A 24,447-nucleotide genomic window follows, 5' to 3' on the forward strand; every position below is an offset into this window, starting at 1 on the left:
GCATGTGGATCAACTTCAAACTGTCTGACCGGTATTTTTTGCAACACTTGCCGCCGGCGGCGCGCAAGGAGTTGCTACAACTGCGCGCCGAGCCGCAGCTCAACGAGGTACGCTTGCGCCAGCTGGTCGCCGAATATTACCCGGTGGAGTTCTTCCAGCCGAACATCGCCAATCGTGACTGGCTGATCCTGGTCGGTCTGGTGCTGGCCGCCATCCCGATCATCATCGTCTGTGGCTTGTGGTTTTCGCGCCCCTTGTCCAGCCAGTTCTCGGCGATAGCCCAGGGCGCGCGTCGGGTCGCCGGCGGTGATTTCCTGACGCGCCTGCCGGTTCACCGCGACGCACCCGACGAGCTGCAACGGCTGGTCAGCGACTTCAACAGCATGACGACGCAATTGGAGCGTTATGAGCGGGATGTGCATGAGTCCAGCGCGGTCATCGCCCACGAACTGCGGACACCGTTGAATGCCGCCATGGGGCGCGTGCAGGGCATGCTTGATGAGGTCTTCCCCAGTAACGCTGCGCAGTTGGGCATGGTCAAGCGACAACTCGATCAACTCAGGAAACTGGTGGATGATCTGCATCTGTTGTCTATGGCCAGGGCGGGGCGGCTAGTGCTTGAATGCAGCGACTTTTCCCTGGCGGCTTTGGTGAGCGAACGGCTGGCCTGGTTCCAGCCGTATTTGGATGAGGCAGGCGTGCAAACGCAGGTAAGTATTGCGGACGGGTTTCGTATCCATGCCGATCGCGATCGACTTGGCCAGGTGCTGAATATCCTGGTCGACAACCTGTTGCGCTATGCGGCAGGGGGAGGGGAATTGGACATCATGGCGCGTCAATTCGAAGAGCGCGTTGTGATTGAGATCGGTGACCGAGGGCCGGGTATTGAAACACAGCACCTGGACAGTGTATTTGACCGCTTCTGGCGGGCGGAGCGCTCCAGGGCGCGTTATTCGGGCGGTAGCGGGTTAGGCCTGTCCATCGCCCGTGCGATCTGCCAGGCTCATGGCGGCACCATTGCTGCTAGCAATCGCGCACAGGGTGGCACGCTGATCAGCGCGGAATTTCCGATGTAGGCCTCCAGTTATATGTTTATCGTGTATTGGCGGTTGATTTCCCTGTTGACCCGGTCCGATGGTCAAGCCAGTGTGCCGTTCTCGAAATAAGTTATTGATAATCTCCTCTAAACTTCAACCGTCATCCTTGCCTTGGGGAGCCTGCAGTGGCGCCCCGGACATAACGCTTCCCCCGAAGAAACAATTAAGCTGAAACGGCGAGTCCGCTCTGCGACCGTCGCGTACAGGGAGGGTGGGCGTGTAGGCATAATCCTATTGGCCGCCGAAAGCGAAACCCGAGATAACATTGCGCGGCTGAGCGGCTTCTCCTGCACAACAATTACTCAGTCGTTCAGTGTTTCCAGGCACATCAACCGTTGGACGATAAGCTGGGACGCAAATCATCATTGCCTTCGGCGGCCGTCCGCGGTGTCTTGGAACAGGTCAAGCGACCTTGCATCGGGAAACCGTGCTGGAGCTATCAGAGCATGGCAAGGGCGGCGGGCATTTCCTCGACCACCGCCCATAAACCATGGGCCGTGCTGCTCATGTATGAGCGTGGAGAAGCGCTTCTCTCAAGACACTGCGGCGTACATCCGTGATGGCAAATTTGCTTCTGTGCTTGAGCTGAAGAGATCCATTACAACGTTCTTAGCGTCAGGCGACGCTGAGCCGACCCTCTGCGTTTGGAGTGCTAAGGGAGCGTAGCAACTGAGCAAAGCTCAACTAGTGCGTGAGGGGGCGGATATAGTAAATACTAAGTAAATTATTTCGAGAGCAATGCACTAGTGAGATTTATAGGTTGAAGAAAAAACTTTCAATAGAGGTGTTAATGATTAAAAACCCTTTCCCTAACAGGCAAAGGGCTGTCATTGGTTGCATGATCCAGGCTGCGATGACAATTTTAAGACGTTGTGATGCACGCGTTTAATTTTACGACTCGTTGATCAAATGCTTTGTAAAAAATGAAAATCAGGGCTGCTATGAGGTTCAACGCCGCGGGAATAAGTGAAACAGACATGCTAATCCCTGAAAGTGCGCTTCCCGGCTGGTCGATGAAGCCTTCAGTCGTTTCGACCAAACCGGTGGCCATGAAAATCGCGCCGCTCAAAAGGGCTCCTGTGGCGAATCCTAGCTTTTCTCCCGCAATAAAAATGCCGTTGTACATAGCTTCCGTTGTTAGCTCAGTGTCTGATGTAGTGTTTTCTCGAATGCAGTCTGCCAGCATTGAGAAGGTAAAAACTTGAATGCCTCCCTCGTGCATACTTGCAAGGGTCACTACTGCTAGAAGAGTGGTAAGTGAAGTGGTGGCGCCCACAAAAAAATAGGCAGTGGAGAAGATGACAATCAAGCATAAGCCAGTAATGTAAGCGTAAAATTTTCCGACCAGCCTCCCAAGCCAGACATAAAGTGGTATCACTAGCACTGATGTACCAAATGAGAGCAGAAACAGAAGTGCAAGGAAGTCGGTATCACGTTGCAGGATGTAGGCTACGAAATAGGCTAAGGCAGCCCCAGTAACTCCTGCTCCGACGATGTGTAGGAAATACGCAGATAAAAGCAGAAGAAAAGGACGATTACTTGAGATTGAGGTCCAAATCTGACGAAAAGAAGGTGGGGTAGTTGTATTTTTTCGAGCTGGCTCACGAGCGGTAACGAAAGTAATCATCGTGGCAACGGCCATTACTGCTCCCATCGCTATCCCCATAGCGGCATAACCATCTTTGCCTCCACCAAAATGCTCCACAATGAGGGGAGCACCAGCACCCGCTAGAAGACATCCCACCATCGAGTACATCGTCCGGTAGGAGTTCAGCGATGTTCGATCATGGTAATCGGTTGCGATTTCTGAATTAAGCGCCAGGAACGTCACGGGAAAACAAGAAAAACAGACAGTGCAGATGCTGAAGGCACCGATCACAAAGAAAGCAGAGACCGTTGCCGAAGAGAATGGCGATACCCAGATCAAGGCAAAACTTGGCAGGATTGTCAACGCAGCAAACAACATGTAAGGGCGCCGTCTTCCTAGTCGGGTCGTGGTGCGGTCGGACAGTGCGCCGATAAATGGATTGGCGAATAGATCGGTGACTTTGGGTAGAAACGCCGCAGCTGTTGCCAGTGCTACTGGAATACCCAATATGTTCGTCATATAGAACATCAGCAAAATGCTAGGGGTGACCGAGTAGATGCCGGATGCAAGGTCTCCAATGGTATAGATCGGATACCAGACATGGTATTTCGGTTTTTGAGTGTTCATGTCAGTAAGGCCACCAAAAATTGTGATTTTTGTGAAGGGGGCAGGCAATTGTTTGTGGAGGATGGGGTCGCTAAGTGCTCGCCGTAGCTCCATTTTCTTCTTGTTAGCGCTCAGGAATTGCTCGTAGCGTCATCCCTGGTTGCTTTGACCTGGATGAACGCTTTCTCAGTTAAGTTCTTGCACTGTAATAGTGCAAAAAACTACATCTACTCATCAAGTTGCTCCCTTTTCGAAAGAAAATCGTTCGTGGAAGGCAGCGTTTCATGCTTTTTGTGTGCCCGCTATCCGTAGGCAAACCCAGATTCGATGTCCCTTTACATGCACGCTTGGAGATGGCATTTTTTTTGCATTAACCTGGCGTAAGTTAGCTTTACACGGCTAAAATTCCTGGTCAAGGACGATTTATGTCGATTACACCCAAAAATTCGTTTGCTTCAGCAGATTTGCGGCCATATTATCTGACTAAAATAAAAATATGGGTGGCTGAGCTTTGCCACAATCAAGGCTGCCCACAGGAGAAAAGCAATGACTGAATGTACAACAGGTTCCCTGATGCAGATCGCCTATGTCGTTGAGGATATCGATCTTGCAGTCAAGCACTGGGCTGAGAAGCTCGGCGTCGCACCATTCTTTGTCACCCGGCACGCAAAATACTCGAAGCTCACGTATCAAGGTGAGCAAGCCTATTGCGACATCAGTCTCGCTTTTGCTTACTCAGGTGACTACCAGATTGAGCTCGTCCAGCAACATAACGACATGCCATCTGTCTTTCGGGACTTTGTCGAGCGCAATGGGTTCGGGATGCATCATGTCGGGATCCTGGCCGAAGACCTTGAAGAAGAAATACTAAAGCTGGCGGCACGAGGGGTCGATCCCGTACAGCATTGCATTTCAGAGCTGGGGGTTGAGGCGATATTTTTTAACTGCGACCTTCATCCAGGTGGAATGCTCGAATTGATACAGGCGACCCCTGTTCTGAGTGCGGCGTTTAGCTACATGAAGGATGCGGCAAAAAACTGGGACTGCACCAGTCCTTATTTAATCGAATACTGAATTTTCAATACCTAATAACTAATTTTCTAACGAATTCGCCCGGTCTGTTGCTGAAAGGCCGAAATATAACTGAAAGTTGAGAAAACGTGATGATGCTAAAAATCGGTGATGTTGAGTATCCATCTTTAAAGGGTAAAGTCTCGGAGGAGGAGTGGCAGGCGCGTGTAGAGCTAGCTGCTATGTATCGATTGGTTCCAATGATGGGGTGGGATGATCAGTCTCTGACTCACTGCTCTGCGCGGATCGGTGAGCACTATCTTTTTAATCCACTTGGGTTTTTGTTTGAAGAAATCACTGCCTCCAGTTTGGTGAAAGTCACCCTTGATGGTGAGATTATTTCGGATACGCCGTTTGAGATTACCATCGGGGGGTGGTATGTAATGAAAGCGGTACATGCGGTTCGTGAAGATGCTAACTTTGTTATTCATACGCATGATGATTTCGGTGCTGCCGTAGCCGCCCAGAAAAGAGGGCTGCTCCCTATATCACAACCGGCGGCATTTGCGATTGGTGATGGTTTGGCTTATCACGATTATGAGGGCGTCGAAACCTATGAGGCGCGCATGCCTTCTCTTCAAGCGTCGCTGGGGAAAGCCAATAATAACCTTATTCTTCGCAACCATGGTTTGTTGACGTTGGGGTACTTTGCCAAGCATGCGTTTCTGCGACATCATAATTTGAGAAAAGCATGCCGTATTCAAGTAATGGCAGGGGCGGATGGCTGTGAACTGGTTGAAGTTCCAACGCCCATTTTAGAAACGTTTCCAGTTGAAATTATGCGAGCGGCCTCTGGGGAGGGCAATGATGCTTGGCCTGGGTTGCTTCGAAAGCTTGAACGTCTTGATCCAGGGTTTAAAGATTGATATTCGTTTGTCAGTAGCATTCAGGTACTGACTATTTACTGAGTCTTGGTGCGAAGGTTTAATGGAAAACGATAATAAGTTTATCTATCGGGCTGTGCTATCCAAAATTTAGTATTTTGGGCTGATGGTGGTTGATAACTTTCGGGGAAACAAGAATGATACCAATTCGAATGATAACGACTGCTCTCGCATATATTGCCGCGACCGCTGTGTATGCATCTCCAAATAGCGCTGATATTGCCAAACTGGGGAGTGAGCTAACGCCAATTGGCGCTGAAGTGGCCGGAAGCAGTAGCGGAGGAGTTCCTGCATTTGGTGGAGCGGTAATGCATGCTCCTACTGGGTGGTCTGCGGGAGCAAAACCCGTCGATCCATACTCGAAGGAAAAGCCACTTTACATTATTGATGTTGGGAGCGCTGACCAGTACAAGGACAGGCTTTCACCCGGACAATACGCTCTAGTAAAGTCGCTGCCTGGTTATAGTATGGCTGTATTTGAATCTCATCGAAGTTGTGGTATCCCGAACGTTGTTGCCGAGCAAACAAAAAAAAATGCAAGCCTTGCCTCTCTTGATGGTGAAGATCGTCTAACTGCAGCAGTCGGTGGTGGTTATCCATTTCCTTTACCCAAAAGCGGAGCGGAAATCATTTGGAACCATAAACTGCGCTATAACGGACCATCTGTTGAGACGTACGTTGTCAATGTCATTCCGCCTAAAGGCTCGAAAGGAACTGATTTTGGTGAGGTCCAGCTCTATTTGGATCAGTTGTATTTTCCGATGGCGTCAACCTCAGTAACAAGTCCTACCGAAGTAGGCAATGTCGAGTCTGCGTTGCGAGAGCAAACTTTGGCACCTCCGTCGGTCGCAGGTGATGGCGTTGCGTCCATCTCTTACATAGATAAGCCTACAGAAGCTAATTTGTATTTTTCTGCTCAACGCAGGATGCGTCGCGCACCCAACTATCAGTACGACGCGCCAATTTTAAATACGGATAACCTCATCACTGCCGATGTGGCCTGGATGTTCAACGGCGCAATGGATAGATATGACTTTAAGCTGATCGGAAAGCGAGAACTGCTCATTCCTTATAATACCTTCTCGCTTTATGACCATACGCTAAAAGCAACGGATGTGTTTCAAGGGGAGTTTATAAAGCGCAGCATGGTGCGTTATGAACTTCATCGGGTGTGGGAGGTTGAGGCCACCGTCAAAGCAGGGAAACGGCACTCAATGCCGAAACGAGTATTTTATGTCGATGAAGATACTTGGACTATATCCGTTCAGGATCTTTATGATAGTTCTGGAAAGACCTGGCGTACTATGGAAGGGTATTTGGTTCCTGAGTATTCATTGGGTACATGTTTTCTCGCTGGCAGTACGATATACGATGTTCAAGCTGGTCGGTATGCCGGGCAAAGTATTGTTGCCGCCTCCGGTAAACCTGCTCGGTTTTCGAACGACTTGAAAGCCAGCGATTTTTCCGCTGATGCATTCCGGCGATGGATTGGTCGCTGATAGTACTGAACTTTATAGTTACTAGCGGAGCTTCCTCCAATGAAAATAAGTACTAATCTTCGAAAATTTGGCGTGTCGCCTGCAGCAACGTTAGCATCGGCATGTTTACTTCAGTACGCCCCGGCAGGCCATGCAGCATTATTTGATTTGGGAAATGGGGTATCGGGTAGTTTTGACAGTACCTTGTCTATTGCGACTCAGATTAGAACTGGCAATCCGAGTTGCCGCTATGTTGGCTATGACAACGGGGGGTGTCCAAGCGGCTCATCGGCTCGTGCTTCTGGCGTTTTTGATCAGACTGGCATAGTCAATATAGATGACGGGGACCTGAATTATAAAAAAGGGCGCCCATTCAGTACCACCGTTCGAGGGGTGCATGATCTTTATATACGAGCGCCAGACGATCTGAAAGTGCTTCTGCGCGCAGCGTGGTTCAAAGACTACTCCGTTACGCATACGGAAAGGACATCAATTGAGGGTGATGCTCATGATGATGCCGTTTCAGATATAGAATTGTTGGACGCCTACGTCGATAAAGGTTTTCAGTGGCAAGAACAGTCAGCTAGTGTCCGTATCGGCAATCAAGTAATCAATTGGGGCGAGGCGCTTTTAACTCAAGGTGGTATCAACGAAGCGAACCCGCTGGATATACGTAAAGCGACTGCAGCGGGGGTGCAACTAAAGGAGCTGTATATTCCGCGGCCGATGTTTAGTATTAGCAGCAGTTTAACTGACAAGCTTGGGGTGCAAGCGTTTTATGAGCTAGGATTCAAGCCTTCAACATTGCCTGCCTCCGGTACGTTCTTCAATACCGCAGATTTATTGGGGGCGGGGGGGCAAGCACTATATTTTGGTACTAATGCGCTGGCCGGCTTTATAGGGCCAGGCGCAATTGGTGGTGATAACGGAACAATAGACGCTGTCACTGGTCGCCCGCTTACAGTTGAAGAGCGTCTTGCCAGAGGGTTCGCTGTTGGTCGTGGTCGTGATATCAAGCCGGGCTCTGACCAGTGGGGCATAAGCATGAAGTACGCCTTGGATTCGGGTGACGAGTTTGGTCTTTATTACATGCGCTACCACGAAAAATTACCGATGGTTTCGTATGTGATGGACGCTAATAGTCTAGTTGCTACTAATACCGGGGGTGGATTTCCTGTGGCTGCCTACGCTGCTGAATATGTCGGTAATCGCGACGTATTCGGCGCCTCCTATAATTTAAAATTAGGTGATTTCTCCTGGGGGATGGAGGCGGCTTATCGCCCGAATCAAGTTTTAGCAATTGATCCAACGACGTTGTTTAACACCGGTTTATCTGGCGACTGTGCCGGACTTCCAAGTGGCTCTATATGTCATGGGTTTGTAGAGACCAAGAAGTGGCAGTTTACGGTGTCAGGCATGGAAATTTTGCAGTCGTCAAGCTGGGGAGGGTTAGTTGGTCTTCTTGGAGCGACTGAGGGTACGCTGCTGGCTGAAATGGCGGCGGCCTACTATCCCGATTTAGACCGTTCTCGGCTACAGGCTCCCTTGGCGTCTGCACCTCTAAATAGCACCCTCGTACCATATTCTAATAGTATTGGTTATGAGGTGCCGACAAAAAGCTCTGGAGGTCTCGCTTTCGATCTAGTGTTGAACTACGCAAACGTATTTGGCACGCGAATTAAAGTTTCACCGGAACTCGCGGTTAACCAGGGCCTATGGGGGATCGCAGCGCAGTCAATGCCTGGATTTTCAAGAGATGTAGGACAGATGACTGCGGCGTTGAATATTGACTTCAAAACAGAAGTTCCGTTGAAAGCACGTTTGGATTACACGCAATTCTACGGCGGGGGGGATACCAATCCGATGCAGGATCGTGATTACGTTAGTATTTCACTTAGTAGTTCATTCTAGGCCGTATTATTCGACCTGGCTTGATAAGGCAGGTCGATTACCCCAATAATCTTTCAGAGGTGCGACAGAGTTCGTAATGTCCTCATGCTAATAAGAGTTATTAATATTCTGGAGTCTTGGCTGTTTGGGCACCGCGCACTGGTTATCAGCCTATTCGCGTTGGCGACACTCGTTGCAGGTTATTTTGCGGTGGAGCTGCGAATGGAGGCAGGGTTTGAGAAGCAGTTGCCTCAAGATCATGAGTACATCAAAACATTTAATGAATTTCGGGACCAACTATTTGGAGCTAATCGGGTAACTGTGGTTTTGCACTCCAGGCACGGTGACATCTGGAACGAAAATGGGTTACGGCGTTTGCTTGATGTGACTGAAGCTATCAGTGCTTTACCGGGTGTGAACCGGTCGTCGGTGACTTCGTTGTGGACGCCCAACGTTTTCTTTACGCAAGTAACCGAGAATGGCTTTGAAGCTCAGCCGGTAACGGGGGGGGATGTTGCTCCAAATGGTCTTACCGATGAGGTGATCGCCCAGATCCGCGACCGTGCAACTCGAGGTGGGCATATAGGAACCTTGGTTTCGAATGATCAGACCAGTGGTGCAGTCACCGCTGATTTATTCGATCAGGAGCCGGGGTCAGGCCAGAAGTTAGACTATATTGTGTTCAATAAGTTGTTAGAAGGTGAGATTCGAACCAAATTTGAGAATGACGATTATGAGGTACAGATCATTGGCTTTGCAAAGCAAATAGGAGCCATTGCAGATGAAGGTCGTGCCTCCACGCCATTTTTTATTTTGGCGTTTGTGCTTACGGCGCTTGCAGTATTTTGGTATTGTCATTCGATTAAGCTTACTGTACTACCGCTATTTTGCTCGCTTATCTCTTTGGTCTGGCAGTTAGGGGCTTTGCATTTACTCGGTTATGGGTTGGATCCCCTTGCAGTGTTAGTGCCTTTCTTAGTTTTTGCGATCGGCGTTTCGCATGGTGTACAGCAAATAAATTTTATTGTTAGAGAACTTGCAGCCGGCAATACGGCAATGGGTGCTGCACGTGCCAGCTTTACAGGCTTGCTTATTCCTGGAACTCTGGCTCTTGTGACGGCTCTCGTCAGTTTTATTACATTGTTGATGATTCCGATTCCAATGATCCACGAGTTGGCGATCACAGCATCTATAGGTGTTTTGTTCAAAATATTAACTAACTTAGTGCTTTTGCCTGTTGCCGCATCCTTCATTAATGTCCCTGCTGAATATGCCCGTAGGGCAATGTTTCATAGAGAACGGCGTAGCGGCTGGCTGACTGGACTCTCTCGGCTTGCTGAACCGCAGTATGCCCGCTGGGTGGTTATGATTGGGGTGGCTGTTTTTTGCCTTGCCTACTGGCAAAGCCTTGGACGACATATAGGTAGCCTCGAGCGAGGAGCACCTGAGCTGAGAGCAGACTCGCGGTTCAATCAGGACGCGCTTTCCATTGCCAGCAGCTTCAATGTTGGATTGGACTGGTTGACAGTTGTATTGGTCGCACCGGCTAACTCCTGTGATAGCCAAGGCTTACTCCAATTAGCAGATGATATGGGATGGGCGATATTTCAAGCCCCTGGTGTAGTTGCTGTTGAGTCAGCGGCAACCCTAGGTAAGGAATATTCCGCAGCGCTCAATGAAGCGAACCCGAAGATGCTGAGCCTGCCAAGGGACTCTCGGGCGTTGGGGGGGGCCATTAATAATCTACAAAAGTTGCAAGGTGTTCGCGCTCGTGATTGTTCCGTCATTGCCGTTAATTTCTATCTTCAGGATCATAAAGCGACGACAATTCAGGAGGTTGTTGAGCGGGTCGAAGCATTTCGCACGAATAACATAGTTGCGGGTGTTGAGATACGTTTAGCTAGTGGAAACGCCGGTGTGCAAGCGGCCATAAACGAGGTCGTGGAGAAGAGTGAAGCTCCGATGCTCCTATATGTGTATGGAACTATTCTTTTGTTGGTTTTTCTGACCTACCGCGATTGGCGTGCCATGTTGGTCTGCTGTGTACCTCTGACGGTTGCTACATGGGTGGGCTATTGGTTCATGAAGGACCTGGATATAGGTCTGACAGTTGCAACTTTGCCGGTAATGGTTTTGGCTGTGGGAGTAGGAGTCGACTACGCCTTCTACATATATAACCGTCTTCAATTACACCTATCCAAAGGCATGACAACTACTCAGGCCGCAAAGCATGCACTACTGGAAACGGGCGTTGCTACGATTTTTACAGCAATAACTTTGTCTATTGGGGTCGCGACGTGGTCATTTTCTCAGCTTAAATTTCAAGCAGACATGGGCAAGCTCCTGGCATTTATGTTCATGATTAATATGGTCATGGCCATGACGCTGCTTCCTGCTGTGGCTGTGATGCTGGATAAGTGGATTCCAAGACGTAGACCTGTCCGTGCGTTGGGTATAGCGGCTCATTGAGTACTGATTATGCAAATTTTCCGATTTCGAACTGAGTTCCATTTGGTTGTTTTGTTTATCGCTTTAAGTTGTGCAGGCTCGTCTCTGCAGGTTCAGGCGAGCGCCCTAGACAAGCCGTTACGTATTCCCGCTGATCGGCCGGCCCTGCAAGCAGCTAAGGCCGTGTCTGCCAATATTGTATCGGCCACTCACGCCGGTGGTGGCGATGCGTCCAGGATTGTTGCCGTGGGTGACTATGGCGTGGTGTTGCTCAGTGATGATGGCAAGTCATTTCGACAGGCTGGCGAGGTGCCGGTTCAATCCACGCTGACTGATGTCCAGTTCTTGGATACAGAGCATGGCTGGGCGGTTGGGCACGATGGGGTGGTCCTGTCGACCGATGACGGAGGGGAGCATTGGAGATTGCTTCGGCGAGATGATGCGGCACGGATTCCCTTACTTGGTGTCTGGTTTGAGAACCCTTCGCATGGAATTGCTGTTGGTCAGTTTGGCATGGCAATCGAAACACAGGATTATGGAAAAACATGGTCCGTAATCCACCCAGCTGGTGATGACGCTGAGAGCATGGATATGCACCTCAACGGTATTGCAGGTGTTCGAGGAGGTCCGCTTGTTATAGTCGGAGAGCGTGGCTTAATTCTGGTCTCGATGGATAACGGCAAACACTGGGAACAGCACTCCACTGCGCAGAATGGTTCGCTGTGGAATGTCATTCCACTACGAGAAGGCGGATTTGTGGCGGGGGGCATTGGCGGACATCTCTATTTAAGCACAAAAAACGGGCTGCAATGGCGCCGTGTAAAAGTGGAGGGCCAAGAGTCGTTAAACGGTATTACTCAGTTTGATGATGGAAGTATTTGGGTTGCCGCTTCCGGGGGGCTGGTGCTGAGTAGTTATGACGGTGGCGAGACGTTCAATATGTCTACGCGAGCTGACAGGCTACCTCTCACGTCGATTGTCGGCAGCGCTGCAGGTCCAATTTTATTCTCGCCAATAGGGTTGGTTGGCGCTAACTAATCGTGCCACTGATCGGTCGGCAGTGGGGACGAGTTAATGTGGGAGGAGATCAATATGTTTAATTCAAATACAAGAAAAATTAAAACAGCAATTGACTCAAGGCCAGATCGAGAAAAGGAAGATTTTCAAGGAGGTATTGGAGACTGGGTTTGCTGCACGATGTTCATTGCTGTTGGGCTAGGTGCATGGGCGGGTGTGTGGCTGATACATGCTTGGTGGGGCTAATAAGGGGCTTGCTAACAAAACTAAGCGCTTCTACAAAATTACGGAATACGGTTATTCATCCTAAAGTTATTTGCATTTAGGGTAGGAAACTTTCTTTTCTTTATTTTAGTTTTAAGAGTTAAAGGGGCTTTATGAAAAACTCGCTCAATGGTGCGCAGTCACTGGTCAAAACATTGGTCAATTGTGGTATTGAAATATGTTTTGCTAATCCGGGTACCTCGGAAATGCATTTCGTGGCAGCTCTCGACTCGGTGCCAGAGATGCGTGCTGTCCTTTGTTTGTTTGAGGGCGTGGCCACCGGTGCCGCAGATGGCTATGGGAGAATCGCTTGTAAGCCTGCAGCAACGTTATTGCATTTGGGCCCCGGCCTTGCCAATGGACTCGCTAACCTGCATAACGCACGGCGGGCGAACACGCCGATCGTCAACGTGGTGGGGGATCACGCGACTTATCACCTTCAGTACGATGCGTTATTAACTTCCGACATCGTCGGCTTTGCTCGACCAGTTTCATCTTGGATACATCAGTCCACGAGTGCTCGAGTTGTTGCGAGTGATGCTGCCAGAGCAGTACAAGCAGCGAGATCCGCGCCCGGGGGGGTGGCAACGTTGATTTTACCGGCAGATACCGCTTGGAACGATGCTGAGCGACCGTCTGAGATGTTGGCAGATATTGGGCCGGCGGCCGTCAGTGCGAAGGCTGTTGAAGATGTGGCCAACTTGTTAGGGAACGGTAAAAAGACTGCGATTTTATTGCGAGGTGAGGCTCTATATGGCTTGGGGTTGGAGGCCGCCGGTCGGGTTCAGGCAAAAACGGGGGCTCGCTTGTTGTGTGATACTTTCGCTCCGCACATTGAATTAGGTGCAGGGCGCGTCCCGGTACAGCGTATCCCTTATTTTTCTGAGCAGATCACTGACTTTTTAAGCGACATTGAACAAGTCATTCTTGTAGGGGCCAAGCCTCCAGTTTCTTTTTTTGCCTACCCTGGAAAACCTAGTTGGTGTGCCCCGGAAGGCTGTTTATTCAGCTATCTAGCTCATCCCCATGAGGATAGCGTCGAGGCTCTGAATTCTTTAGCAGATGCTTTGGACGCGCCGATCCACTTAGTTGAGCGAGTCCCTCTAGCATTACCTGGTATGCCTAACGGGCTTCTAAGTGCGATAAGCGTGGCTCAGATAATGGCGGAGCTGACCCCTGAGAACGCAATCATTGCGGATGAGTCTGCGACGTCCGGGATGGCGCTGTTAACGATGTTCGGACGCGCGCGTCCGCATACGCACTTGCCACTTACAGGTGGATCTATTGGGCAGGGCTTGCCCGTGGCGGTTGGGGCAGCGCTCGCAGCACCAGACCGTAAAGTTATTTGTCCCCATGGTGATGGCGGGGCGGCCTATACAGTACAAGCGCTTTGGACAATGGCACGGGAAAACCTCGATATAACGGTAGTCATCTACGCTAATCGTTCCTATGCAATCCTTAATGTTGAACTGCAGCGTGTAGGGGTAATCGGGGCGGGGGACAAGGCGTTATCGATGCTGGATTTGCATAATCCGGAAATGAACTGGGTGAAGATAGCTGAAGGCCTGGGAGTCGAAGCGAGTCGCGCGACGACTTGCGAGCAATTTGCTGCTCAATATGAATCTGCAATGAAGCAACGAGGGCCGAGATTGATCGAAGCAATGATTTGATCTTAGCGGGTCATGGTAGTGAAGGGGCTCCTACGACTCTTCACATCTCGTAACCTTCTCGAACCGATATGCTTGTTGCACGCATCAAGCGCCAGGAGCGGAGCCGTGATACGTTTTTTTGCTGATTTAGGGTTTCGTTGGAAAATCGCCTTGCCGTTTATATTGCTAGCTTTATTGCTGGTGATTGTAGGCGGTATGGGCATGCAGAGCATAACTCAGGTAGCGGATTCCAGCAGACAACTAACTAACCGTTATCTACCCGCTGTTAGCCTGCTTCTGAACGCCGATCAGGATCTTTATCGAGCCTTTGTCGCTGAGCGTAATCTCGTGGATGATGCGGGTGGAGAACTTTCACCTTCGCTAAAAGCTGCTCATGAGCAAAGTTTGCAACTGGCCTACGAACGAGTTCAAAAGTATGCGGCCATGAACCTTGGGGGCGAATCTAAACAACTGCTGGCACAGTTTGAGCAAGCCTTCTCACTTTGGCGAGAAACCTCGCGCGAAGTTGCCGAGTTGTCGAGCCGTGACCCAGCAATGGCCAGCTCCATTAATGCGGGAGACAGTGAACGTCAGTTTTATAAAATGCGTGAGGTGATAGATAAACTCGGCAAATTAGAGGACAAAGCAGCCAAACTCGAAGGTCGACGGGCCATTGCGCTGGGTGAAGTCCATATTTGGCAACAAGGGCTGGTAATTTCCATCGGTCTGATTGTTTGCTTGGTATTGGTGATTGGCTTTCCGATGCTGGTTACACGATCGCTGCAGAATCTGTTGGAGCGTATTGAGCAGATTGCCGATGGTGATGGAGACCTGCGTATACGCTTGGTTGCCTTGTCGCAGGATGAACTGGGTAAGCTGGGGCGAGCGTTCAACCGTTTCCTCGACAAGCTGCAACTGCTAATTCGAGAGGTCACTCAGGTTACCGGTGAGGTGGCTGACTCCGCTCGCTGCATGGCGGATATGACGATGGCTAATGACCACTTGATTAGTAGCGAGCACATGGCGGTCAACCAGGTAAGCACTGCGGTGGCTGAGATGAGTGAGGTTGTGTTTCAAGTTGCACGTAATGCGCAAAGCGCCTCTGAGGCGGCACATCAAGCCGAGATTCGGACGCGCGAAGGTGGTGAGGTCGTGGGTGCAACCATCGATGCTATTCGTCGGTTGGCACAAGAGGTGGAGAATGCTTCCAATACTATCCAGGCTTTGGAGCAAGAGACCGCTAGCATTGGTTCGGTGGTGGAGGTGATCAAGAGCATTGCCGAACAAACCAATTTGTTAGCGCTAAACGCGGCGATTGAAGCTGCGCGTGCGGGGGATCAGGGGCGTGGCTTTGCCGTAGTGGCAGACGAGGTACGTGCTCTGGCAGCACGAACCCAGGACTCGACCAAAGATATTCAAAAGATGATCGATCGTCTTCAAGCTAGCGTTCAAAACGCGGTGGAGGCGACACGTTCTGGAAGTCTGAAGGCCCGCGACAGTGTAGTACGTGCAGCAGGAGTCGAAGAGGCGTTATCCTATACTGGCGACTCGGTGCGACGAATAAGTAATATGGCCGCACAAATCGCTACTGCCTGTCAGCAGCAGAGTTGTGTTACTGAGGAAATCGTCCGTAATATTACCGATATTCGTGATCTTTCAATTGATGCGGCTAAAACATCGGAGCAAAGCGCTCAGGCAAGTCAACATCTGTCGCGGCTTTCCAATGGTTTGGCTCAGTTGGTAGGACGCTTCCGGGTGTGATTTGCGAGCGCATAACGCATCGCAGGAGGGTCACAATTGCATTTTTTGTAGCTCAACACAAACTCACAAGAGCAGAAGGTCAACGATCCCACCCATGCTCTCATGATTTTTTATCTTAACAGTGTCGAGTTCAGACTTCCTTGATTTCCACTCCCATGGAGCGTAGAGCATCAATGTAGGCATGAATGTCATCAGCTTGTTCTGGATAGCTGATGCCGGTGGGAGGGCGAGATCGACCGTTGAGCCCCAGGAGTCGCTCAACCTGAGTTACTGTGCCTATGGCCGTCAGGTGAGTCTGCCCTAGCTTATGCTTTACTAGAATACGCTGGGTATCTTCTTCTTTTATGGTTATAACGAACTCATGGGAAGCGCCGCTCCCCGGGTTGTACAGCATCTTGATTCGAGTGTTTCTCGATAGTCGAGCCCATATCCCTGAGCGAACGACCTTGGCGAAAATGAACGTCATCAGCGAATTATCAAAGGCCATGCGTGTGGATACACCCAGTGCATTTCCTGTTCGGACGAGGGTCATTTGGTCTGGGCTGTCAACGCGACGACAGTTCGCCGACTGGTTATTGCTGAACTGTACCGGTCGACCGTCGGACATGGCTTGCACCAAGCGCCGCTCGCCGTTGCTCCAGATTGTAAACGGGTGATGTGCATCAATAAAGCCAACCACGGAGTCGGGTCCGGCCCTGTCACCCGTTGCAAATAGAATGTCGATATCTATCTGTTGAGCGGGTTGTGGGAGACGTCTGAATGCTGCCGCGGTCACTGAGGCAACTCCAGCCATCCATCCCGAAGATAACACCACCGGTGCCCGGAGGGGCTGGCCTGCCAAGACCTCTTGCGCATCGTGAATCCGCTCTAGCCATCGAGCAATATCAACTATCGCTACGCCGCGCTTTACTGCGGAAAGTAACAGTCGGTCATTGGTGTCATTGACGGCTACTACGATTGCATCCGGCATCGTGGCTAGCGACGCTAATGGGTCGCTATTGTCGACATCTATTAATATAGCGCTTGCATTTTTTATACCTTGAGCAATCCGTTCTGCTTTTACCAGTGATCTACCACCGACCCATATTTTTAGTCTGGGGTGGCGTTGGGACAGTAAATTACATACCTGCGTACCTACTACGCCATAGCCACCAACTACTAGAACTGAGAGAGGCGTAACGGATGCTGTATTTCTGTCAATTTCGGACTGCATCGGAGTGCTCCTGTTATATTAAGAGATGTTGATTGGTGAGTGTGCTGAAGCTTTGTTGATCTATTGTGGAGAGATTTTACTTCACGTGTGTGCGGCCATAGAGAATCCTCAATCTTGGCTTAAAATGCGCGATCTAAATCTAAGTGGAGTGTCTAGTGAATTATTTTCAGTTAGTGAAAGTAAACTTTGGATTCATTTTTTGACCCGCTTTGCGTATGTCGTGGCGCATCACCGCCGACAATCCCTTTACGACGGTCGATGTGATAAAGCGATTCGGCCATTTTAGTTTGTCTCGGGTAACCAACCAAGACAATGTACTATCAGTGGATCCTTCAAGCATGAGTTCTGCAAGTGTTCGCCCGTTATGCGCACCAATGGGAAGACCATGCCCCCAGCAGCCATTGGCATAACCAATTCGCGCGTCCTCAAGCAACCCGACGTGCGGAATGTAATCCCTTGTTGTTGAGATTGGGCCCCCCCAGCTCTGCTCAGTCCGCACTCCTGCTAGTGCTGGGAAGAACGACTGGAGGTGCTGTGGCCCATCCAACATAAAACCCTTGCTAATATCCAGGGCCATTTCGTTTCCGCTTGGCACCGCCGCATAGTAATTACCGACATACAAAAGCCTGCCGTCAGATGTTGGGGCAAAAGAATAGAATAGCTTCGACATCATATTGACCCCACATCGTCGAGGCCATTTCAGTTCGCGCCATTGCTTGGCGGTAAGCCGCTCGGTAATATTGGCGTAGACAAATACAGGGGATTGCATGCGGGTTGTGCCCAGATCTTGCAAACCATGAATCAAATGTGAATACGCATTTGTGGCAAGAACTAATTTTGCGCAACGAACGGTTCCGCTGCCTGTGCGAACGGTAATCCCGTTTAAGTCTCGCTCAATACTAACTGCTGGGCTATGTTCATAAATTTTTGCACCAAGCTGTTCTGTAGCGTTCTTTAGTCCGTGAAGCAGCTTCAAGGGGTTAAGTTGACCTCCCCGCGAATCGAAGCATGCATTGCCGAAGTATGGACTGTTGAATTCTAGTGCTACTTGTTCGGCGGAGATGCTTTCCAGGTAGCTTGCTTGCCCTATCGATTTGCAGAATTTTATGTAGTCATTTACTGCACCATCGCCATTTGATTTTAATCCCATTTCGTAATAGCCGGTTTGTTCATAATCGCAGTGTATATCGTGCTCTAGGATGAGATCCTCAATCATCTGCAAGCCTTCATGGACATAGTGATACGCTTGGGCTAATCGTTTCTCGCCGTAACGCTTTAGTTGCGCCCGGAAATCGCCCTCCCCAAACGCAATGATAAGCTGGCCAGCATTCCTACCGCTTGCACCGAACCCTATGACCTCTCCCTCGAGCAGCGCCACAGAAGCGTTCGAATCAATCTTACGAACGTGGTAGGCCGTCGATAGCCCTGTGATACCGCCACCGATGACGCATACATCGACCTCAACCGATTGCTTCAACGGTTCGTTGGGTGGGTATAGCAGGGCTGATTCAAACCAATGCGAACGACTCCTATGTAACATGGTAAGCATCTCTTTGATAGAATGATGAAAACGCTAAATTAGGCTGAGCAATCTCAGAGATCTAATACGGCAAAAGGATTTGTCGGATCGATGTAGCGCAAAGGTCGTTCGCCGTTCCAATTGGCTACCGTTTTTTGGAAGAGTTCAGTGATTGGTTTGTATATTTCGGGCATTTTTATAAACTCAACGAGCCCGCCATTGTGATGTTCGGTGTTCAAATAAATGGTTTCTACTCCGTCGGGTGTCGAACTATATTGAATGATATCCTCTGGCGTTAGAGAGTTAGTTATGATTTCAAGGTCATCACAAAAACTTGCCACATGAATGAGACCATTGCCACTGCGGTGCTTGAGGGCTGTGTAGACTGACGGCGCATCGTTGTGTTGATAGATTAACTCCAACATTATGGAACCTATGTAGGAGAACGCCAGTGTCAATTGTACGGGTGTGTCTTCATTCATATAAGTGAATTTTTCGTATTCAACATTTTGATGAATGAAAAATGGTCCGACTCCGCAAGTGTTAACCCAGTGCATGGCGGCTTCTTCGATATTGTCAACAATGAATCCCAGTTGATCAATTTTATTTATCTTGGTTTTCATAGAGGCTCCATATATTTTATTTGTAGAGTGTGGTGGGGCAAGGTGTTGGGTTTGTATGATTTTTGAGGATGTGTTCCGCTACCCGAAGTGCGTTGGCTGCAATTGTGAGTGAGGGGTTTGTGCCGGAGCTTGTCGGGAAGAATGAACTATCTACGACGTAGAGATTATCAAGCTCATGCGCCTTGTTGTAGCGGTCTAGGACACTGTCTTTAGGTGATTCACCAAAACGACAAGTACCGCAGACATGGCCCAGGAGGCTATTTTTTTGTGCCGCTTGATTTAATTTTGGGTGGTACTTTTTTAAAAGCTTCTTTATTTTATCTCGAAATAGTTCTAGGCGTTCTTTGTCGTTCTCATGGATCGAATAGTTAATGACGACCTTGCCATCAGTTCCAAGCGTGAGTCGGTTATCCGGGTATGGGTAATCTTCCATGATCGATGCGAAAACGATCGTTTTTTTAAGCGAGGCTTTTACAGCTTGCTCAATAACCGGCAAAAACTTAGATGCGATAAATCCGAGCACTGATGAATGGCGAGAGATGTCTTCCTTCATTGAACGCGCAATGATGCGTGGGGGAGGAAGATTGCCATTGGATTGCACCGTACCCAATTTTACGCCGTCGCTGATGTAGAGGTCGTTCCAGGCCAGTTGTTTGACTAAATCACTCTCATGTGGGGACTTTCGCGGTTTGACAACGTAATAGTCAAACAGGTGACGCATCAGGTTCCGTCCGACCTGATCCGATCCGTTCGCGAGTCCATGCGGCCATGCCTTGGAGGCTGAACGCAATAGTAATGCTGGCGTACCAATGGCGCCGGCTGCGAGTATTATCGTATTGCCACGCAAGGTGACATCGGCGCCATTCCACCGACAGTGCAAAGTCGTGACGCATGTATTTTCAGTGGTTAGCTTGAGGACGTCGCAGTTATCGGCAAGGACCGCTCCATGTTCACGCAATGCCGGTTCCAGGCAAATATTTACGCTGTCCCCCTTGCAGCGTTTCTCGCAGATAAAGCCAATACACTCTCGACAGCCTGGTTTGTAGTCGCACGCCATTGGCACATGGTAGGGGTTGCATCCTTGGGCGCTCAGGTACTCGAATAGCTCTGAGTTTGCAGGACTGTAAGAGGGTGGTGAGAGGATCGACCGGCACTCTGTATCAGGACGTAAGGGATCACGAGTCGCTTTTACACGGTAAAGCGCTTCTGCCTCGGAATAATAGGGCTCCAGTTCTTCCATTGTGATTGGCCACCGTTCCGGAACCTGGGCTTGTGTCGCTGCTTTAGCGTATTTGGCGGGCTCGAAATCGGAAGGGAAAAAACGCTCCATGACCATGCCGTAGAGCGTGCTGGACCCTCCAGTACCCTCACCCAAAATGGGGAGGACGGCTCTGCTTGTTATTCCGCTCAGCTCAAATATTGGGGCCGATAACCGTCCGCTACGTTTGAGATAATTCGCATAGGAGTCACCCTCGCATTCGCGTTCAAACAAGGTTTCTGTCCAATCGCCCGTAAGGGCAGTTGAGGTGCTCAGATGATCCATTCCTTTTTCGCAGAAGAGCACTTTCATTCCGGATTGCGCGAGGCTATAACCGAGAGTGGCACCCCCAATACCAGTACCAACGATGATTGCATCCCATTGGCATGCCTGTATTTCGGCTGGGGTCATACGTGCAACCTCATTTCTAGAATTGGCTCGCATTCCCTCAAACCTTTTTTGATGCGCGCTGTAAAAGATCAGTGATCGCCGTCAGCGACTGCGGCTCATCCAGCAAGGGAGGATGTCCTCGGTCTGACACGCTGGTAAGCGTCGCAGAAGCATTCACGGCCAGCATGCGTGTAGCGATATCGGCGGTAAGCAGATCCGATAGCTCTCCTCTTATTAGCGCAGCCGGTACTGCGCTCGCTTTGGCAAACTCCAGCCAAAATTCCGGTCGTTTTGCTTGCATGCGCGCAGATTCGCGCATCGTAAGCAGGTCAAAATCTCGCTCGTAACGGCCAGTAGTGGTCTCGTGGTAAGCGCGCAGCATCAAGCGACTCCACTCACTCTGTTCCAGCCCGGGGTAAATAGCCTCGTTGTGCTCTTTTACTCTCGCGACAGCTTCATCGAATGAGTAGTCTGCATTTTCTGCATGGCTGGCCATTCGTTTGAGCGCTGCCAAGGGGACTTCTGCTCCAATATCGTTAACCACGATTCCCGCAACGCGCTCAGGGTTTTGCCCTGCCATTTCAATGGCCATTAGGCCGCCCAGTGTTGTACCGATGATCACGACGCGCTTGATCTCCAAATGATCCAAGAGCTCCCACGTATCTTGGATTAGAAGATCAAAGTGATATCCCTCGGCGTCGGTGGCACGGTCGGATCGCCCGCGCCCACGCAGGTCAGGCGCGATGACGCGCCTGCCTGTCGACAGGTGAGGGGCGAGATCCTCAAAGTCACGAGAGTTGCGCATGAATCCGTGTAGGCAGATCACCGGAATTTCAGAGCCCTTTGAGGTGTAGTCTCGGTAGAAAAGCTTCAGCCCTGTCTTTGTCATGAACCACGATTTTTGGTATTCGGTCTCGTCGTTTTTCATCTCACCCCTACCCCTGTCTTGAAACTCTTATTTGGCGGTTGCTCGCGCAGATGTGCCCACCGTGGGCGCTTGCATCAGCTTCATATAAAACCTGATGTTAGTCAACTTGTAGTGGTAGCATCGCGGATCAGCGAGGTGGGAGCTTTGCGATGAAGGGGCGATGAAGCATGAAAGACGGACACATTATTGTGATTGGAGCGGGGATCACTGGGTTGGCATCTGCGGCTGCTTTGAGCAAGCGTGGTCGAAAGGTGACTGTCCTTGAGGCATCTGAGCGACCTGGTGGACGGATCCGGCGCTTAACACGTCACGGGGATTCAGTAGAGGTCGGTGCACAGGGAATTCATTCGAACTACACAGAGATGCTCAGTCTAATAAATCAAGTGGGTTTACAGAGCGAGCTTATGCCTTTGCAAGGCAAGGTTTCATTTCTTGATCGAAGCGGATCACTCCGTATCCCGGATAGGGATTTAGGCGTGATAAAGTTGATGAATGCGCGTGGTGTCCGGAACTTTTCCTGGTTTGCTGCTCGTTATATTGCTTTTGCAAAGCGATTTCCTCAATTCGAGATTTCTCGAGATATTCCCTCATATGATGATGTTTCTGCGGAGGACGCATTTTCTTGGGCGGGTGATGATTTTCACGATTTTCTGCTTCGACCAATGATGCATGCAATGACAAATACAACTCTCTCTGATACCAGCCTTTACCATGCTATTAATTCAATGAGGCTCGCGCTTTCGACAAAGGTTTTTGGGCTTCGTACGGGAATTGTAACGCTAGCTGAGCGCTTGGCATCATCGGTGTCGGTTCAATATTCTAATTCGGCCGCGCAAATTTTGACAACGGGAGCGCGTGTCGACGGGGTTCTTCTTGAGGACGGGAGAATACTCAAGTGTGATCATGTAATTGTTGCATGCCCAATTGAGGCGGCAGCCAAAATTCTTCCCGATGAACTAAGTGTTGCAAAAGAATTTCTGTATGAATGTCCCAGTGCTCCATTTGTATTGGTTTATTTTTTTCTGGATAGACCGGTTTCGTCCGAAGCTTATGTATACATGGGGCATCCCTATCGGGATGTGGTATTCAATATGGCGATTAATCACAGTAGGAAAGCGCCCTACATGGTACCTAGTGGTAAGGCGATCATTTCAGCGTGGTCGAGTTATCCGAGCTCAACCAACCTTTTTTTTCAAACGGATGACGCTGTTGTTTCCCAGGCTTTGCGGGATATGGAAGCATTTTTTCCTGGAATATCTGGGTGGGTGGATGAGGCCCGGGTGATAAGGCACTCGTGGGGGATCGCGAGATACGTCCCTGGTGCTTATCGCAAAATTCTTGAGTTCAAGAGGCATGCCCAGACGCTTGAGGGCATCTCCTTTGCGGGAAATGATTATGATGGCGTTCACATGGAGGCCGGCGTTCGAAGCGGCCAGCGAGCAGCTCGGCGCGCATGCGAGGGGTAATGCTATTCTGATTAAACTGGTGCGCGCGCGACTTTTTGCCGCATAAATTCAAGTGTCGTGGTATCTTTATAAAGTAGCTTACTAAGCTCTAGCTCCGGTTAAAATAAAGCAGGAAAAAGTTCAGAAATTCAAATTAGGTAAGTAAAGTGGACGAAAATTATTCAGGTGGCGGTGATGATGGTGATGTGCCGGTAGTTCGCGCTAAGGCGTCACATCGAAAGGGGCGAACTGCGGAGGTGCTGCGGACTCCTCGAGTTCCAACTCAGGAGCGAAGTCGGCGTCGATACCAATCGATTCTCGATGCTACCCAAAGATTGTTGAATGCCGCCAATATTGAAGATATTAGTTTATATGATATTGCCAAGGAGGCTGAGATTAGTCCTGCCTCTGTGCACTACTTGTTTAATACGGTGGCGGCGGTTCATGTTGAGCTGAACAGGGTTTATAATGATATTATAACGGGGCAGATAATCGCTGCGCAAACAACGCTCGTCGGTCAACAGGTCAGCACTTGGCAAGAGTGGACACGTATTAGTCTGGATGCAGCTCGAGTACATTTTAATTCGAATCGCCCGATGTGCGAGATTTTGTTGGGGCCAGCTTTACATAGGAAAAGTCGCGTGGCGAATATGCAGGGTAGTAATACCTTGGGGCAGGCTGCATTGGTTAACCTGAAACGCGTCTTTATGGTTCCGGATATTCCTGGTCTAGAAAAAAACTTTATGTACGCGGGAGAGATTCTCGATGCTTTTTGGTCGGGGGCATATTCTGCTCGTGGTTATATCGATGATGAAACATTCGAAGAGACAATGAAGGCTATCATTGGTTACTTACGAAATGTTCTTCCTGAAACGATGCGCTTAATTAATCCCAAGGCTGTCCTCGGAGCTAAATAGCGGTCTAAGGGGGTGTGTTGTAGTTTGATATCTAGGTATCCTGACACTCGTTCACGGCGCGCTGTTTAGAATGCATAGCCCACCCGGCGTACTGGTCGTTCATTGTTGAGTTGGCTTGCCAAGTGGGGCACGCAGTCGTGCTCTGTCTGCGTGAAATGGACGAGCGGTCTCTGGATTCGTACACGAGTCGAGCGGTCATCGAGACTCTTTCCCCCGCGTTGCGTGCGTTTCTTCGGACCCGTTTCAACCGCATGATGAGCGCTCATTCGCTTTCAGTGCGGTCAAATCGTCGAATTGATCCCTACCTTACTGACTGACTTGCGAGCCTTGTCTGAACGCTATAATCTGACTTACAGCAGGTTATGGTTGGTCAAGCAGTCCTCTTGTGCGGTATGAAGGCT

At 49.9% G+C, this 24,447-nt stretch carries 18 protein-coding genes and 1 pseudogene; 13 read left to right on the forward strand and 6 right to left on the reverse strand.

Features of this window, described 5'->3' with window-relative positions; all coding sequences use genetic code 11:
- Window positions 1-2: 2 nt before the first annotated feature.
- Both QK296_RS18605 and QK296_RS18610 read left to right on the forward strand, forming a co-directional pair.
- A complete protein-coding gene (locus tag QK296_RS18605; protein WP_282391168.1) occupies window positions 3-1,076 on the forward strand; it encodes an ATP-binding protein in 1,074 nt (357 codons plus the stop codon).
- Window positions 1,077-1,217: 141 nt separating this feature from the next.
- Window positions 1,218-1,763: pseudogene (locus QK296_RS18610) on the forward strand (hypothetical protein).
- 196 nt (window positions 1,764-1,959) lie between these two features.
- Here the strand turns inward: QK296_RS18610 and QK296_RS18615 are convergent.
- Window positions 1,960-3,312 (reverse strand): MFS transporter, encoded by a 1,353-nt coding sequence (locus QK296_RS18615; protein ID WP_282391169.1) that lies wholly within the window; start codon window positions 3,310-3,312, stop codon window positions 1,960-1,962.
- A gap of 525 nt (window positions 3,313-3,837) precedes the next feature.
- Here QK296_RS18615 and QK296_RS18620 point away from each other — a divergent pair.
- From QK296_RS18620 to QK296_RS18660, 9 genes are all read left to right on the forward strand, one after another.
- Window positions 3,838-4,365 carry a VOC family protein gene (locus tag QK296_RS18620; RefSeq protein WP_108538195.1) on the forward strand — a complete coding sequence of 176 codons (528 nt, stop codon included), beginning with the start codon at window positions 3,838-3,840 and terminating at the stop codon, window positions 4,363-4,365.
- Window positions 4,366-4,454: 89 nt separating this feature from the next.
- A complete protein-coding gene (locus QK296_RS18625) occupies window positions 4,455-5,228 on the forward strand; it encodes a class II aldolase/adducin family protein (protein ID WP_224796969.1) in 774 nt (257 codons plus the stop codon).
- 170 nt (window positions 5,229-5,398) lie between these two features.
- Window positions 5,399-6,745 carry a DUF1329 domain-containing protein gene (locus tag QK296_RS18630; protein WP_158275424.1) on the forward strand — a complete coding sequence of 449 codons (1,347 nt, stop codon included), beginning with the start codon at window positions 5,399-5,401 and terminating at the stop codon, window positions 6,743-6,745.
- 39 nt (window positions 6,746-6,784) lie between these two features.
- Window positions 6,785-8,635 (forward strand): DUF1302 domain-containing protein, encoded by a 1,851-nt coding sequence (locus QK296_RS18635; RefSeq protein ID WP_108538193.1) that lies wholly within the window; start codon window positions 6,785-6,787, stop codon window positions 8,633-8,635.
- Between the two features lie 84 nt (window positions 8,636-8,719).
- Window positions 8,720-11,083: an efflux RND transporter permease subunit gene (locus QK296_RS18640; protein WP_282391170.1), complete on the forward strand. Its 2,364-nt coding sequence runs from the start codon at window positions 8,720-8,722 to the stop codon at window positions 11,081-11,083.
- A gap of 9 nt (window positions 11,084-11,092) precedes the next feature.
- Window positions 11,093-12,100 (forward strand): YCF48-related protein, encoded by a 1,008-nt coding sequence (locus tag QK296_RS18645; protein ID WP_108538191.1) that lies wholly within the window; start codon window positions 11,093-11,095, stop codon window positions 12,098-12,100.
- Between the two features lie 54 nt (window positions 12,101-12,154).
- Window positions 12,155-12,325: a hypothetical protein gene (locus QK296_RS18650; protein ID WP_158275423.1), complete on the forward strand. Its 171-nt coding sequence runs from the start codon at window positions 12,155-12,157 to the stop codon at window positions 12,323-12,325.
- A gap of 131 nt (window positions 12,326-12,456) precedes the next feature.
- Window positions 12,457-14,013, forward strand: a complete 1,557-nt coding sequence (locus QK296_RS18655; RefSeq protein WP_108538190.1) for an acetolactate synthase large subunit — start codon at window positions 12,457-12,459, stop codon at window positions 14,011-14,013.
- Window positions 14,014-14,118: 105 nt separating this feature from the next.
- Window positions 14,119-15,753 (forward strand): methyl-accepting chemotaxis protein, encoded by a 1,635-nt coding sequence (locus QK296_RS18660; RefSeq protein ID WP_282391171.1) that lies wholly within the window; start codon window positions 14,119-14,121, stop codon window positions 15,751-15,753.
- 130 nt (window positions 15,754-15,883) lie between these two features.
- Here QK296_RS18660 and QK296_RS18665 read toward each other — a convergent pair whose 3' ends face one another.
- From QK296_RS18665 to QK296_RS18685, 5 genes are all read right to left on the reverse strand, one after another.
- Window positions 15,884-16,966 (reverse strand): saccharopine dehydrogenase NADP-binding domain-containing protein, encoded by a 1,083-nt coding sequence (locus tag QK296_RS18665; RefSeq protein ID WP_108538188.1) that lies wholly within the window; start codon window positions 16,964-16,966, stop codon window positions 15,884-15,886.
- A 166-nt stretch (window positions 16,967-17,132) separates the two neighbouring features.
- Window positions 17,133-18,506: an FAD-dependent oxidoreductase gene (locus QK296_RS18670; protein ID WP_158275422.1), complete on the reverse strand. Its 1,374-nt coding sequence runs from the start codon at window positions 18,504-18,506 to the stop codon at window positions 17,133-17,135.
- A 53-nt stretch (window positions 18,507-18,559) separates the two neighbouring features.
- Window positions 18,560-19,108: a VOC family protein gene (locus QK296_RS18675; protein WP_108538186.1), complete on the reverse strand. Its 549-nt coding sequence runs from the start codon at window positions 19,106-19,108 to the stop codon at window positions 18,560-18,562.
- Window positions 19,109-19,124: 16 nt separating this feature from the next.
- On the reverse strand, window positions 19,125-20,777 hold the full coding sequence (locus QK296_RS18680; RefSeq protein ID WP_282391172.1) for a GMC family oxidoreductase: 1,653 nt from the start codon (window positions 20,775-20,777) through the stop codon (window positions 19,125-19,127).
- Between the two features lie 37 nt (window positions 20,778-20,814).
- Window positions 20,815-21,684 (reverse strand): alpha/beta hydrolase, encoded by an 870-nt coding sequence (locus QK296_RS18685; RefSeq protein ID WP_108538184.1) that lies wholly within the window; start codon window positions 21,682-21,684, stop codon window positions 20,815-20,817.
- Between the two features lie 167 nt (window positions 21,685-21,851).
- On the opposite strand from QK296_RS18685, the gene QK296_RS18690 reads away from it, so the two are divergent.
- Window positions 21,852-23,150, forward strand: a complete 1,299-nt coding sequence (locus tag QK296_RS18690) for an FAD-dependent oxidoreductase (RefSeq protein ID WP_150689058.1) — start codon at window positions 21,852-21,854, stop codon at window positions 23,148-23,150.
- A gap of 146 nt (window positions 23,151-23,296) precedes the next feature.
- Window positions 23,297-24,046: a TetR/AcrR family transcriptional regulator gene (locus QK296_RS18695; protein WP_108538182.1), complete on the forward strand. Its 750-nt coding sequence runs from the start codon at window positions 23,297-23,299 to the stop codon at window positions 24,044-24,046.
- The last annotated feature ends 401 nt before the right edge of the window (window positions 24,047-24,447 follow it).

Origin of the sequence: Pseudomonas sp. AL10, assembly GCF_029960685.1 — a bacterium.
Lineage (GTDB): Bacteria > Pseudomonadota > Gammaproteobacteria > Pseudomonadales > Pseudomonadaceae > Aquipseudomonas > Aquipseudomonas lactis.

Coding starts and splice junctions, on each gene's coding strand:
- QK296_RS18605 (WP_282391168.1), top strand. CDS start 3: ATGTGGATCAACTTCAAACTGTCTGACCGGTATTTTTTGCAACACTTG.
- QK296_RS18615 (WP_282391169.1), bottom strand. CDS start 3,312: ATGAACACTCAAAAACCGAAATACCATGTCTGGTATCCGATCTATACC.
- QK296_RS18620 (WP_108538195.1), top strand. CDS start 3,838: ATGACTGAATGTACAACAGGTTCCCTGATGCAGATCGCCTATGTCGTT.
- QK296_RS18625 (WP_224796969.1), top strand. CDS start 4,455: ATGATGCTAAAAATCGGTGATGTTGAGTATCCATCTTTAAAGGGTAAA.
- QK296_RS18630 (WP_158275424.1), top strand. CDS start 5,399: ATGATAACGACTGCTCTCGCATATATTGCCGCGACCGCTGTGTATGCA.
- QK296_RS18635 (WP_108538193.1), top strand. CDS start 6,785: ATGAAAATAAGTACTAATCTTCGAAAATTTGGCGTGTCGCCTGCAGCA.
- QK296_RS18640 (WP_282391170.1), top strand. CDS start 8,720: ATGCTAATAAGAGTTATTAATATTCTGGAGTCTTGGCTGTTTGGGCAC.
- QK296_RS18645 (WP_108538191.1), top strand. CDS start 11,093: ATGCAAATTTTCCGATTTCGAACTGAGTTCCATTTGGTTGTTTTGTTT.
- QK296_RS18650 (WP_158275423.1), top strand. CDS start 12,155: ATGTTTAATTCAAATACAAGAAAAATTAAAACAGCAATTGACTCAAGG.
- QK296_RS18655 (WP_108538190.1), top strand. CDS start 12,457: ATGAAAAACTCGCTCAATGGTGCGCAGTCACTGGTCAAAACATTGGTC.
- QK296_RS18665 (WP_108538188.1), bottom strand. CDS start 16,966: ATGCAGTCCGAAATTGACAGAAATACAGCATCCGTTACGCCTCTCTCA.
- QK296_RS18670 (WP_158275422.1), bottom strand. CDS start 18,506: ATGTTACATAGGAGTCGTTCGCATTGGTTTGAATCAGCCCTGCTATAC.
- QK296_RS18675 (WP_108538186.1), bottom strand. CDS start 19,108: ATGAAAACCAAGATAAATAAAATTGATCAACTGGGATTCATTGTTGAC.
- QK296_RS18680 (WP_282391172.1), bottom strand. CDS start 20,777: ATGACCCCAGCCGAAATACAGGCATGCCAATGGGATGCAATCATCGTT.
- QK296_RS18685 (WP_108538184.1), bottom strand. CDS start 21,684: ATGAAAAACGACGAGACCGAATACCAAAAATCGTGGTTCATGACAAAG.
- QK296_RS18690 (WP_150689058.1), top strand. CDS start 21,852: ATGAAAGACGGACACATTATTGTGATTGGAGCGGGGATCACTGGGTTG.